The organism is Chlorogloeopsis sp. ULAP01, from assembly GCF_030381805.1.
In the GTDB taxonomy this organism is placed as follows: domain Bacteria; phylum Cyanobacteriota; class Cyanobacteriia; order Cyanobacteriales; family Nostocaceae; genus Chlorogloeopsis.
In genome coordinates this window covers 71250-85983 of sequence record NZ_JAUDRH010000025.1, presented here as the reverse complement: position 1 = coordinate 85983, position 14734 = coordinate 71250, and the positions used below count along the sequence as shown (strand labels likewise).

At 44.1% G+C, this 14734-nt stretch carries 3 protein-coding genes and 2 pseudogenes; 2 read left to right on the top strand and 3 right to left on the bottom strand.

Annotated elements, in window-relative coordinates:
• Positions 1-234: 234 nt before the first annotated feature.
• Positions 235-1002 carry a peptidylprolyl isomerase gene (locus QUB80_RS34065; RefSeq protein ID WP_289793885.1) on the bottom strand — a complete coding sequence of 256 codons (768 nt, stop codon included), beginning with the start codon at positions 1000-1002 and terminating at the stop codon, positions 235-237.
• 371 nt (positions 1003-1373) lie between these two features.
• On the opposite strand from QUB80_RS34065, the gene QUB80_RS34060 reads away from it, so the two are divergent.
• Entirely contained in the window at positions 1374-2045 is a 672-nt protein-coding gene (locus QUB80_RS34060) for a glycosyltransferase (protein WP_289793884.1), read from the top strand.
• Positions 2046-2152: 107 nt separating this feature from the next.
• Here QUB80_RS34060 and QUB80_RS35115 read toward each other — a convergent pair.
• Positions 2153-5731, bottom strand: a pseudogene (locus QUB80_RS35115) (cadherin-like domain-containing protein); the annotation flags it as partial.
• Positions 5732-6925: 1194 nt separating this feature from the next.
• Between QUB80_RS35115 and QUB80_RS35110 the strand changes: the two are divergent.
• Complete coding sequence (locus QUB80_RS35110) at positions 6926-7462, top strand: pentapeptide repeat-containing protein (protein ID WP_353962239.1); 537 nt, start codon at positions 6926-6928, stop codon at positions 7460-7462.
• Between the two features lie 111 nt (positions 7463-7573).
• Here the strand turns inward: QUB80_RS35110 and QUB80_RS35105 are convergent.
• Positions 7574-14716: pseudogene (locus QUB80_RS35105) on the bottom strand (DNA/RNA non-specific endonuclease); the annotation flags it as partial.
• Positions 14717-14734: the final 18 nt, after the last annotated feature.

Sequence of the window (14734 nt, the reverse complement as noted above, 5' to 3'; positions counted from 1 at the left end):
TGGCAATTCTTGCAGGTAGGGTTTCTTTCACCAAAATGGCTTGTCCCATCCGGTAGCGCAATGGTTCTAGTTTTGCAGCCATGCGCTCAATTACACCGCCCTCAAGCCTGTCAAAGGGGGAGATGCTAGCTAAGAATTCCTCAAAGGTGCTGGTGTTGGAAGTCATTGCGTTACCAGGGTTGAAATGAGGGGGAGAGGGGGAGATAAGGAGGTAAGGAGGTGGGGAGAATAATTTCACCCCATCCCCTCATCACCCCATCCCCTCATCTCCTCACCAGAGCGAAGCGATAAAGGTGTTTTGCTCATTTCCTCAGCTAGCCATTGTTCAAATAAGTGGTTAAGTAGAGTAGTGCGTGTGGCATCATCTAGTTGAGCGGGAATCAGTTTCTCCAATTTGACGATTACAACCCAATTATCTAATCGCATTGGTGGCCACAACTGTCCTGGTTGAGAGATGGCGAGTTTTTGGGCAATCACTGGGTGAGGTTGGCTCATAGGAACAGGGCCTAACTTTCCAAGAGTGTGAGCTTCTTGTCCTTGCGAGTAAAGGCTTGCACATTCGGCAAAGCTTTGTTCTCCTGCCTTGATACGAAAGTAGAGTTCTTGGGCTGCTTCTGCATCAGATGTGCGAATCAGGGAATAAATAACTTTGTCTAACTGAGGTTTATATTGCAGGAAGTATGACTCCAGCTTTGCTCCCCAAGTGGCGATTTTAAATTTTTCAACTCTTAATTCTCTTGTGGCAAGGGCTTCTAGTTGTGCCTCGCTCATACCGTAATGTTTTAGGATTGATGTCCGTGCTTGAAGCGCAGTTAGTTGATTCTTTTGATAAAACTGCTCTATGGTGCTGGTGTTTTCCTCTGGGGTGAGTTTGATTGAAGCAATCGCTTCATCAATGATTAGGAAACGGCACAACTGCGGAAGCATTTGGTAACCAGCCAGCAGCTTTAATGCTTCTGCGACACTGATTGTCTGGTTGCCAAATTGGAGAACTGGGGTCATAGCGAGAAAACAAGCCGTTTTGGAGTTTGGGTAAATTGCTTTGTACAGTTAGGGAAATGTTTTGTTAGAGTCTCCCTACTGAATAATTACTCTTTTTTTGTAATTATGACAACCTTGATGATACGTATTTAGGCTCAGTCCGCTTCTACGTAAGCAGTACTAATTATTTAACTTTTTCCTAAGTAACAATACTGGTATGATAAAAAAAGTATTATTAGGTGCCAAAGCTTAATTCAAATAAGCTAAATAGTATTTTCTAAGCACTAAAATAATCCTGGTATAAAATAACTTGTATTTATTTAGTTACTAAATATACATTGATGTCAGAAAAAAAATAAGAAATAAAAGTTTGATATTAGAGTAAATACCTGATGAAAAAACTAATTTCCATCATTATGACGGTCTACAATGGGGAACGCTATCTTGGTTTTGCAATTCAAAGTGTTTTGAGCCAGACTTACCCCGACTTTGAACTATTAATTTGGGATGATGGTTCCACTGACAGTTCAGTTGAAATTGCTCGCTCGGCAGTTCAATTTGACCAACGGGTGCGTGTAGTAACGGCACCACATACTGGGCGAGCGCGTTCGCTCAAAGCTGCAATCAAACAGACTACTAGTCCCTATATTGGATTGGTAGATAGCGATGACTTATTGGCACCGACTGCTTTGAAAGAAACAGCTGCTGTACTATATGCACGCAAAGAAGTTGGACTAGTTTATACAGACTACCAAGTTATAGATGAAAACCACAATCTTATAGGATATGGGCAGCGTTGCCGCATACCCTATTCCAAAGAGCGATTGTTGGTTGACTTCATGATTTTCCACTTCCGACGACTGCTGCGTCGGGATGTTTACGAGCAAGTAGGTGGTATCAATGAGGAATTTGAACTAGCCCAAGACTATGAACTATGCCTGCGACTTTCCGAGGTGACACAGATAGAACACCTGGCAAAACCGCTCTATTATTATCGCTACCACCGTGAGAGTATGTCCCATCAAAAGCGAATCGAGCAAATTTTGGCATCACGATGCGATTAATCTAGCCTTACAACGACGCGGACTTGAGAAGCATTATGAACTGGATGTGCAAATAGTGGGACGTTACTCTTTGCGTCCAAAGGTTAGCTGATACAAGTTCATTTCCATTATTTGCCTTTGCTATGAGGAACTCTCACCTGTGTGGTTGAGTAGGTAACATTGCCAGCACTATCGGTAGCACTATAAGTCAGGGTGTAAATACGCCCATTGCCTTTGCCAGAACGTTCTGCCCGCAGGAAAATACGTCCATCCGGTCGAATTTCAATATCCCCTGCGGTATCACCGTCACCAAGACCATTATCTGGTTCGTTACTGGTAATCGACACCAGTTTAACTACAGGATTGGGATCAAAGTCATCGCTGGCTTGTACGTTAACTTTAACTTCGACCATTTTGTGGTTGGGAGGCCATAATTCGGCGGGAGACGCACTCACCTTGAGTACAGGCGATTCATCATCATCCACAATCGTACCAACAGCAGTAGTATCGGCGATGGTAGCATTAATCGCTTCACCCAGATTGATACTGAAGGATTCATTCAATTCATCTCGGCGATCGCCCATGATTGCAACAGAGATTGTCTTAGTTGTTTCTCCCGGCGCAAAGGTTAGGGTTCCGCTATTTGCAAGGTAATCACTTCCAGCAATGGCTGTACCGTCAGCAGTTGCGTACTTTACGCTAATCGTTTTCTCGCTTTGGGCATTGAGACTGACGGTGAAGTTCATGTATGAAATGCCGTCATGCCCTTCAGTAATAGTTTTATCTGCAATGGATAGGGCTGGGGATTCGTCGTTATCGGCAATTGTCACTACACCAACAGCATCCTCTGCAATGGTGGCGTGAACAGCATTGTTTAGTTTCAACAAGAAGGTTTCGTCGTATTCGTCAATGCTATCGTCTTGAAGTTGGATGCTTATGGTTTTGGTAGTTTCTTCCGGTGCAAAAGTCAGGGTACCGCTAGTTGGGATGTAATCCTTGCCAGCAATTGCAGTACCGTTGACAGTGCTGTAGTCTACTGTAATCGCTTTGGCACTCTGGTTGGATAAGCTAACGGTAAATGTTACTTTTGCTGTACCGCTTTCAGTAGTGGTAATGGTTTTTTCTCTAATCGTCAGTACTGGCGGCTCATCGTTATCTAGGATAATACCTGTGGCAAGTTCATTGACAATTGTGGCATTAGTAGCATTACTTAGTTGCAGGAAGAAGGTTTCGTCATATTCATCTAGAGTATCGCCGACCAGTTCTACGGTAATAGTCTTGGTGGTTTCTCCCGGTGTAAAGGTGAGGACACCATTAGTTGCTAAGTAATCGATTCCGGCTGTAGCTGTCCCATCTACGGTGACAAAATTAACGCTGATTGGTTTAGCACTCAAAGCATCGAGGTTGACGGTGAAGATGGCATAACTAGTGCCGTTATCTCCCTCAACGATGGATTTATCAGTGATAGTTAGTGTTGGCGGTTCGTCATTGTCCAAAATTGTACCCACGCCAGTGGCATCGGCAATGATTGCATTTGTAGCATTGCTGAAGTTGAGGAAGAATGTTTCGTCAAATTCATCGGTGCGATCGCCAATAATTGCCACTGTGATAATTTGAGTAGTTTCACCAGGAGCGAAAGTAATTGTTCCAGAGGTGCCCAGATAATCACTTTCGGCTGTGGCAGTGCCGTCGGTCGTGGAGAAGTTGGCAGTTACTGTCCGCAAACTGGGTTCTGATAAACTGGCAGTAAACACGGCGTAGGTCTGGCCATCATCGCCTTCGATGAAGGAGATGTCGTTGACAGACAATGTGGGTGGTTTCTTCACTGTAAGGGTTATTGTATCGTTGGTGACACCACCATCATCATCAGTCACTGTGAGAGTAACGTTGTATGTGCCGTTACTGGTGTAAATATGTGTTGGATTGAGGTAGGAGGAGGGAGAGAGTGAGGGAGGGAGGGAGTGAGGGTTGTATTCTAGGGTTGTGCCATCGCCGAAGTCCCAAACAATGGTGTGGGTGTCTAATATACCAGGGTCGGTAAAGTAACCGTCAAAGGCGACTGTCTCGCCAACATACATAATTTGATTGTCGCCTGCTTCAACTGTGGGTGCGACGTTGTTGACGTTGACAGAAAGCGTTGAGGATGTGGAAGCGCCATCCGAGTCTCGTACAGTCAGGGTGACGGTGTAAGTGCCGTTGTCGGCAAAAATGTAGCTGACATTTTGTCCAACTACTGGGTCTGTTCCATCGCCAAAGTTCCAAGTGTAGGTGAGGGTATCGTTTCCTGGGTCGGTGGCATTTGCGCTAAAGTAAGCTTGTGAGCCTTCATCCACATTTGTATCACCAAAAATCTCAGTAATAATTGGTGCGACATTGTTGACTGTAACAGTGAGGGTGTCTGCGGTGACGCCGCCATCGCGATCGCGGACTGTAAGGGTGACGTTGTAGGTGCCGTTTGCAGTATAAATGTGTGTTGGGTTTAGGTAGGAGGAGTGAGGGAGTGAGGGAGTGAGGGAGCGAGGGTTGTATTCTAGGGTGGTGCCGTCGCCGAAGTCCCACTCGATAGTATGAGTATCGAGTATACCGGGGTCGGTGAAGTTGCCGTTGAAGGTAGTGGCAGTACCTTCATCGGTTGTTAAGTCTACACCTGCCTCTACTATGGGTGCAACGTTGTTAACGTTGACGGTGAGGGTTTGCTCGTTCTTCGCACCATCTGTGTCTTCTACTGTTACAGTGACTGTGTAAATGCCGTTGTCGGCAAAGATATGGCTGACGGTGTTACCTTGTTGAGGGTTAGTACCATCGCCAAAATCCCAAGTGTAGGTTAGTGTATCGTTTCCTGGGTCAGTGGCAGTGGCAGTAAAGTTGGCGTTCTCTCCTTCATTAATATTGATGTTGCCAGTAACATTGGTAATTGTGGGTGCGACGTTATTAACGGTGATAGTTAAGGTATCGCTAGTCTCACCACCGTCATTATCTTTGACTGTAAGTTTGACAGAGTAGACGCCATTGTTGACAAATATGTGGTTGGGAGTTAATGTACCTTGTGCTGTTGTGCCGTCGCCAAAGTCCCAACTGATGGTGTGAGTATCAACAATACCAGGGTCGGTGAAGCTACCGTTGAAGCTGACAGTTTGACCTTCTAATACTATTTGGTCTGCACCCGCAATTACATTCGGAGCAACATTATTAACATTGATTGGCAATGTTTCTACGATCGCTGCACCGTAGGTGTCGGTGACGGTAAGGATAGCGGTGTAAGTGCCGTTGTTAGCAAAGACGTGGTTGACGGTTTGTCCTGTAATAATTTCAGTGCCGTCCCCAAAGTTCCAGGTGTAGGTGAGGGTGTCACCGTAGTCGCTGGCGATCGCGCTAAAGGTGGCGGTTGTACCTTCAGTAACGTTTGATTCTACGGCAAGATGGTCGATGGTGGGGTCAGTGTTGTTGACGGTGACTGTAATTGTTGCCTCATTGGAGATGGCGTTGTCGTTGTCAAGTGTTACGTAGGTGAAAGTATCTATACCAACAAAGCTGCCGTTGGGGGTGTAGGTGATGGTGCCGTCGTTATTAATAATGATGGAACCGTTAGTTGGTGCAGTGCCAATTAGCACGCTGTTGGGGTTTAGGGTGCCGTCAGCATCGCTGTCGTTACTCAGGACGTTAATTGTTACAGGTTGTGCTTGGTCGGTGGTAGCAGTGTCGTTGTTAGCAAAAGGAGCAATCAGGTTGTTGTTGAGGATGCGGATGTCATCGATGATGACTTTACCATCTTTTGCTCCAAAGCCGAGTAGGTCGAAGTAGAGGGTGGCAACAGTTCCGGGTGCGACGGAGCTAATGTCTACGGTGACGGTACGAGGAGTGTTGAGGGCTATTTTGTCGCCACTGGTGTTAGCGCCTGCTATCTTGACTTTATCACTAAAGTATGAGTTGCCGGAGTGTTGGAGGTTGAAGAGGGAGTCGGTTTGAGTCAGTCCGGTGGCGGTGCCAACTAGGGGTGTGTGGGATCGGGCATCGAGGAGGGCGACTTCAAAGGCATCGCCGGGAGCGAGGGAGCTTGTTCCCAAGTGGCTGTCAACGATGGTGAACTGGAGGTATTTGGCTTCTTGTGGAATGATGAAGGTTTGGGTGAAGTTGCTGTTAAAACGCGATTCTTCGGTGAGGACGGCTTGGGAATTAAGGATTGTGGCTGCACCACGAGTTGACCAACCAAAGTCGGGAGCAGTTGGGATTTCTTGGTTGAAGTTGCCGTTGGTAATGTCTGCAAGGAGTATTGCAGTTAGCGGTGCTTGCAGGGTATTCCCCCACTGTCCCCCTGTCCCACTCCCCCCCTCCAGGGAACGGATGGCGTTGACCATTTGCAGGTTGAGCCATGATGGTAGCTTACGCACGCCTGGAGCAAGGGTGTTGTTCATCAGGTCGTAGGGGTGTACTTTGGAATCGAGGTGGCTACCATCTGGAGTGAGGGTGGCAGTGAAGTTGTCGCCTATGAAGGTTTTTGTGCCGTTGATGCTTTGAACGTAGCGGTCAAAGCTTGGGTTGCCTGCAATGATGCCTGCTAGGTGTCCCATTTCGTGCAGGATGGTAGTAAGCAGGTCGTATTTGCCTACTGCGTCGCCTGTAGTGGCGCGGAAGGCTGTGTCGGTAAGGGAGGAGGTGAATTCGCCGTTTTCCCAAGGGGTACGGTCGATGAACCAGCCGATGCCGTTGGCGTTGTGGTCGATGAGGATGGTTCCGCCGTTGGGGCGACCGAGGGAGTCATAGTTGGTGATTTGGGCTTCTGCTAGTTGTCCGGTGGGGAGGTCGGTGAAAGAGAAGTTGATGTTGAAGGTGGGGTCGAATAAGGTAGACCAGAGATTTGTAGAACTATATTTAAGATCGGAAAATAAGTTGGAGGTTAAATTATGGTTTGGAGAATTACTACTGATGAATTGTTGGAGCGTTACAAAGCTGGGGAGCGTAACTTTAATGGGATTGAGTTGATTCGCATTGTTGGTGAAATGGGTGAAAGAGATGGGATTGATGGTCAGATTACTGGACTTGAAGGTGCTGACTTGCGGGGTATTAGCCTGCGGGGAGCTAATCTTGAAAAAGTCGATCTGAGTGGGGCTGATTTGACTGGAGCCGATCTGTTCGGTGTTTATTTGGGTGGGGCTGGTTTGGTAAAAACGATTTTGAGAGATGCTAATTTGTTCTCTGCCAACCTGAGTTGGGCTACTTTGAGTGGGGCTGATTTGACTGGAGCCAATTTGAGCCAGGTGAATGCGAGTAGCGCTGTTTTCATCGGTGCTACCATAGGGTATTTTGAATATGCTGTTTTGATTGATGCTAACTTTCAAGGGGCTATCGGTATGCTCATCAAGGGACATTTCAACCTGATTTGGGATACTACTATGCCCGACGGCACTGTTGAAAAAGGTCCCTACTGTAAATGGAAATAGTTCTGGCTCTGTTGCAGCCATTAAAGGAGCAGGTTCGATAATACTGATTTTTGTTCTAATATTTGTAACACTACGATTTTCAATTGCTTGTTGAATATCTGTAGGAATATTGGACAAAAAATTATAGCCAGTTATATTTTCAAGTTGTCTAACATTAAATAGTCCAAATGTTTTTCCATTAAGTGTGAAGTTTTGCTCCCAATGGTCATCAGGGTCTTGTCCTTTACGATTTGCATCAAGGATATTGGGTAAATAAATACCAAAAGCAAGGGTGTCTTTAGTTACATCATAAATTCCTTGACCAGGATGATCTAGAACTAGCACAACCTTCCAAACACTTTCGGGGACACTAATTTTATTGTTAAGTAGAAGAGGATTGCCGGAAGCATCAATTGCTTGTCCATCTCTTCCCTCAACAATATATAGCTCTTTGTCATGTTTATTTACTAATTTATCCCGCAAATATTCTTCTAGTTTTGTCCATTGAGACTTACCAGTTGCTTGCTCTAACGGCTGAGGCAAAACATTAGTCATCAGGAATGTTGAATAATAATCCTGTTTATTTCGACTACGATCTGCCGCAGCAGTCATATGCCCCTTGTCGTACTTGCTGTTTGCAGAGTTAATGTCTTGAGAAGCAGGACCTTTTTGAGTTCCAAAAGGTAAACGAGGGTCTGACTGGAAATCTGGTCTTTTAGTTTCAGCACCAAGCCAAGACTTGTTTAGTTGATAGCTAACCCAGTTGAGTGTCCTTGTATCATCATTGTAAGACAAAGAATACTGTGGTTTTTCAATGAGATAATTGGTACGAAATGTGCTAGAAGGCTCTTGATCATTACGAATAAAATACGGGTCGCTAAATTCGGGAGTGTCTATATCTTTTCTCGCTTCTTGCCCGTTTAACGCTGGATTACCAAATAATAGATGTTGACTCTTGAAGAAGACGTTATCTAAATAAACTGTTTTGCCTCCGTTTACCTCAAATTTCAGGGTTTTCACCTTGCCACGAAACTCATTGGGAATATCGACTTGAAAAGTTTGAAATCCTTGTTTGGCAAAACCAATCCTGTTAGATTGAGCCTCAGCTAGTTTAGGGTTAAACCCTGCTGATGTGGCTGAATTAGGATTAAACTCACGTAAATCAACTGCTGGATATTCATCAGCACTAACATTCGGATTACCATTACTTTGACGCTCTTTCTGACTCAATCCTTGATAAGCGGAACTTCGTAGTTCATAGTCATCAAGAAAAACTCTGACCACACTAGATTGAGGAAGAATATTACCTTGAGAATCAGTGGCTGGATCAGGGACTGGTACGTGCAAATCAAACCGCAACACGCCCCAATCAGGCACAACAAAGCTATTGTGCGTAATGCTTTCGTTAGCTCCTAATTGCAAAGCAAAATTATCTGAATTCCCAAGTCCAATTTCAGACCATTTCTTCAAACCACTTTGCAACGAAGTATAATTAGCACCATTATTTAAAGACCAACCAGGAATAGGTTGATCAGTCATTCTGCTAAAAATCGCATCAAAATTACCATTAAAAACAGTGGGAACTGCATAATCGCCCCGCATCTTGGCCTTGCTAGTATTATCAGTACTTACTGTCACACGCTTACTTACGTCCATAGTTGGACGCTGATCTTTACCCCCACCCAACACAGAATAAAACCAACCAGTAGCGATACCCTCAGTAGAACCTTGATTCTCAGATGAATAGTACCACGGTGTCAGTAAGACATTATTGGCTTGCGGATCTAGTAACTGTTCCAAACTCCTTTCTCCTAATTGATCGTAAATAGGTCGCGCCTTTCTCGTATATCCATTATCAACTTCATCTATTGCTAAATCAGTAGTACCTGCATACCACGAAAATACATTTCCGTGCGGGCTTCCCCTGCGGTCATCTTCGGTAAACCCAGTGCGACCATTCAGCAACATATTGACATCAGCACCGTCTATGAAACGACCATTAGGAGTCCAAGTTGAACCTTTAGGATCGGCTACAGTCTGATAGTAGTTATCAGCAAACGTGACATTATCCCAAACTTGGACTTGCGGTTCATTAAAATCTCTAAAATCCTTGATTATAGGAGACCCAGGAATTACTAAATCAACCTTTAAACTCTCCTGATAAAAATCATGAGGGTCAATAGTCGTCATTTGCAAGTCACGAACTGGCTTACCATTACTATCAACAACAGGAGTTCCATCAGCATTAATCCGTCCCCCTGCATAGGGGAAATAAGTTCCCAAACGTTGAATTATTTCACTATTAACAACAGTACCGCGACTAAACCCAATAAAGTGTAAGTTTGAGTTAAATAACGCCCCCTGTTGGCTAATTAAATCCCCTTTATCGTCATATAATCTAACCAAATTACCAGTATTATCATGTTCACCAACATTACCACCTAATGCTTGATCTAATTGCACAATTGAAGCAAATATTGCATCAGCAGCAGCTTCCGTAAAGCCACTATTTGATTGTATTGACTCACCATTTGTAGACCACTCTGGAAGCAATACTAATGATTTATTTTGGTTGACATATTTGCTTTGAATATTATTCGCTAATGTTACTAAATAATTTTCATCTCCAGGATTGAGACCACCCGTCAAGTCAGTCAGTACTCGTGACTGTTTATCTACTGGAATCCATAGACTTGTTGGCTTATCGTAACGCAGAATTAACCCTTTCTCATTGGGTGAATCTCCATTGACGGAAGCAATACTGTCAGCTAAATCATAGAAATTATCAGGAATCCCCGTATTTGTTGGGAAGAGCGTAAATCCATGAGTAAGGACAGTTACGCTGCTAAAGGGATTTGTACTTACAGGAGCAATAGTGTCAAATTGTCCAAACTCAATTTCTGACTGTCCACTTGTACTAATAGCTTGTACAGCCCAATGGTAATTTTGACCAGCAGTCAGCGTGCGAATATCCGGCAAAGTAAAGCGAGTACTGGTATTTTCCGGATCTGCTTCTGGTTGAGTAACAACTGTAATACCATCGTGCCAGTACCAAGTATTGGTTTCCCGCTTCCAAGTAGCTGTCACAATCCTTCCTCGGTTGAAATCTTTGTACTCATTCCAAGATTTCGTCAGCAGCTGTTGCTTTTGGTATTGATTTAACTCAGATAAAAACAATGGATCGGATAAATCAACTACCTCATCCCAAGGCAACAATCCTTTACCTTCAGCGAAAGTACTGACAAAGAGGTTAACTTCTTGAACTTGCTCATTACTGATTTGGAAATCCCAAGTAAAGGTAGGAGTTAAATCTCCTTCTTTAATACCATTAGGACTTGTTAACTTCAGTACATCAGGAGGCGATACAGCCAAATTTCGAGTCACACCGACATTTACAGGAGCGCGATCGCTTCCCTCAAACACACCATAAGTAAATTGATTCCGTACCCGGTTTTCTTTAATAATCCCGTAATCAGCAGCAATACTAATTTTTGGATTAATATCGTCAATTGGCACCCAATCAAAATCGAGGATGTTAGCCGGACGCTGGTAACGAGAATCGAAGAAAGGAGAATCAATTGGTCTGCCAAACTGGTCAATAATATAGTCAGTTGGGCGTTCCAAGGTTTTTACCATTTCCTCGACATCAAAAATGTATATTCCACCCCCCAATGGGTAGGAAGCATAAAGATATTTATCGTCGTTAGAAAGTGCTAAGTCAGTAGTTAATCCTAGAGGAATGGGTCGCGTAGCAGCAAACAACTGTGGATTATCGCTGAGTGGGTCTTTAATGATACCAATATTGCTACCAGCTTGCACTCCATCGATACTTTCAATACCCGAACCAAAATTACTACCGTTATAACCAGCTACAAACCCATATTTTTTGTCTTTAGTGACAACAACTGACACACCCTCATTGACATCAAAATAGTCATAAATACTACCAAGGTTAAGTTTGGCGTAGCGTGTAGTAGCAGCAAAAAAGATGGAGGGTTCATCATTAGTTATTTCAATAACTCCGTAACCCGTAGCATCGCTTTTACGATTGGTAAAGGTGAGAAAGCGTGGGTCAGCAGTAGTAGACAATCCCTCTGCACCTTCAACATCAATTGCAGCAACCTGCTCGTGCCATAGTCGAAGATTATTTTGGTAGTATTCGGGTTTATCTTTGGGGTCTATATTGACTACCACAATCTTGCTTTTTGCTGTGCCAGAAGCAGGTGCTGTTGCAAACAGTTTGCGACCATCAGTACTAACGACCAACTCACGCAATCCAAGAGGTGCTCCGTAAATTTGTATGTTTTGGATTACCTGATGATAAGTCTTGGAGTTGGGATTGATATCCAGTACATAAATAACTCCCACTCGCCCATCAGCAATGTAAGCATATTGATCTTGGTTATCAACAACAATTGCACGCGCTGAGGCCGCAGTTGGTAACTTGATCGTGTCGATTTCTTCAGTTTCAGGTTTTGTATCTATTTGTTGCAAGAACAATGGGTCAACTAGAGCAATGCGACCAGAATTTTCTAAAGTTACGTAAGCGCGGGAGCCATCCTTGGTGAAAGCAATATCTCGCGGTCTATCTATTACATCATCTGTACCTACGGGAATGCGAGCTATCAGTAGGTCATTGCTGCTTGTAGCTTCAACTACTGCTTCTGGGTTTGTTCCTTGTAGAACAGCCACCTTGTCACTCCAAGGTTGTGCTGCCAAAACATAACCATTGTTAGCCGACAAGCGGATAAGATTGCTGTCGTATTTAACTATTTGAAAATTCGAGGCTTCAGTACCAAAATATTCTTTTTGAGCTCGCGTGATTGAAATTTCGGCGCTTGCCAACGCTATTTTGTTTGAAGACTTGACTCTAACTTCAAACTGATTGTTACCCAAATCTTTTCCGGAAAGAATAGTACCTTGGTAAGTTTGATCGCCAACACGGAAATTAACAATCAAATCTTCAAACCCAGTGCTGGAGTTATTGGCTATAGTGTATGGCACTATAAAGTTGCTGCCTGTTAGAACCAATACTGGCTCTTTTGTATCATCTTCTGTGGTTTCAATTTTCAGTTCTGCCTTTTGTAAAACAGGGGGCGCAGATGGATCGGTTGTAGTTGGTGCAGGTAAATTTAGCCTTGTTTCAAAGGTCGCTACCCCATCTGGGTTGAGTTGTACGTTGGCAGAAGTCACCACCGGTAGCCCAATTGTAGGAACTTGTACAATATCTACTTTAGAGATATCGTAAGAAACTTTAAATGCTGGAATGGAAACAAATAAATCTGGATTCAATAATTGTCCAAAAGCACTATAAGGTTTCAGTAATTCAGTAACTTTCTTCAGAACTTCTGCATCAAGTTGTCCTTGTGATAATGCTGCTCCAACTTCTGCAAGAGTTTTTGCTTTCTCTAAAATGTTTGTGATTTTTTCAACAGTTTCTAGTGGTGCTTTTAATATTTGAAGTACACTGCCAAGTTGTTTGAGGATTTGATTTTTGCTATTGGGGAATGTTGCTAAAGCAATACCGAATCCAATCTTTCCAAGGTCAATATCGGGTGGCGGTGGAATCAGCAAGCCGTAGAAGGCTGGTGGGAATTTATATTCGAGAGTTACCTTGCCCTTGACTAGGCTACCACTACCAGTAACACCTGAGTAAAAAGCTGCATATTCACCAGGTTTGGTAACGCCTGGGAACGGAGGAGATTGAGTGCGAATCATTCCATCAGCAGTAACAACACCTGACTCTTCCAACATCCACATGGGCTGCCAAGTTCCTGTTGCATCAGGCATAGAACCTTTACGCATAAAGTAAACTTCACTACCCACAGGTAAATCAGCAGGTGCAGGAATTGCAATCTGCGCTGGAATCAGGAGAGTATTGTCACCAATATTTAAGTTAAAGCCACCAGCAAACTCAAAACCACCAGGAAGCGGTAATGATAAATCTTCTTTTTGGTCTAAGAGTGTAAAGTCAACCTTGGTATCTTCCGTTAACGCACCTTGTGGTAGCATCAACAGTGAACGGTTTGCACCATCACCAAATTGAATAATTCCGCCATTGATACCAAGTGTAGTCTCACCCAAATGAGGTTTTTCTACGCGTACAGGTACTATTGCTTCTGCTGCGCCGTAAATTACCGTTACGTTGGTTAAACCTTCATTTAAAGCAGTAATTAACCCATCGTCACCTATTTGCAAAATCCCAGGATTGCTGACATAGTAGCGAGTTCCTGCATCTTTATACTTCAGGTCTGGTGATTCTTCTAGTCCATATAAACCAACTAATAATTGTCTTGTTACACCTTGGGTGAGCATGACAGCTTCAGGGTACAAATCCAGACCTTCTTGTTCAGCGATCGCTACGTTCAATTGTGCTTGATTTGTCGGCAACAACTCACCCACCCTAAGCGTCGTTACCGCAGTAATACCATTACGCCCAGCACTCAACACCGACACGCCATCGCTCAAAGGAGTTACCTTACCCGTACTTGTTACCACCGCCACCGCAGAATTATCCGACGCAAACTGCAAATAAGAATACGGCAGAACTACATTCTCTTGATCGGCAAAATCGCCAATCACTACCAATTCAGCACTCTCAAGAGCATTTAAACGCAATCCACGCTTGGCAAAGTCTAAATTCACCAACGGCGCATCGCTAACATTCACAGTTACCGTAGCTGGTGCAGAAGTACTAAAGCCATCATCAGCAATCAACTCAAAACTTGCAGTCCCCGAATAACCAGCAATCGGCAAGAAGCGTGCAGAACGACCATCCGGACTAAACGCCACTGTCCCATTCACAGGATTTACCAAACGATAGAAAATCGGGTCGCCTTCTGGGTCAGTAGCCAATTTATCTATGGCAATGCTGGTATCTAAATCAGTATGAGTCAGCACAGATGTGGAAGTAACCACAGGCGCACGATTCGCTCTAAAGCCATAATTACTACCAATAATCTGCACATCAGTAGCATTAATGACACCATCACGGTTGAAATCGTAAGTAGTATTGTAAACTCCAGAAGCGATCGCTCCCTCTAACAATCCACTATCCACCCCATCAACTCTTCCATCGCGGTTGATATCGCCAGCGACGAAGAGAGTGAGGGAGGGAGGGAGTGAGGGAGTGAGGGAAGTAACTTCGATTAAGTTTAAGCCAGCACGATTAACTGCGAATAGTGCGTAACTACCATTAGCATCGCTGTGTGTAGCAACAGGAGTTAAACCTTGCAGTATAGGTAATGCTCCCTGTACCTCTACAGCCAACAGCACAGTGCCAGTGACAGTAGA

Bases quoted from the DNA above. Each gene is read 5' to 3' on its own strand.
- QUB80_RS34065 (WP_289793885.1), bottom strand. From the start codon at position 1,002: ATGACCCCAGTTCTCCAATTTGGCAACCAGACAATCAGTGTCGCAGAA.
- QUB80_RS35110 (WP_353962239.1), top strand. From the start codon at position 6,926: ATGGTTTGGAGAATTACTACTGATGAATTGTTGGAGCGTTACAAAGCT.
- QUB80_RS34060 (WP_289793884.1), top strand. From the start codon at position 1,374: ATGAAAAAACTAATTTCCATCATTATGACGGTCTACAATGGGGAACGC.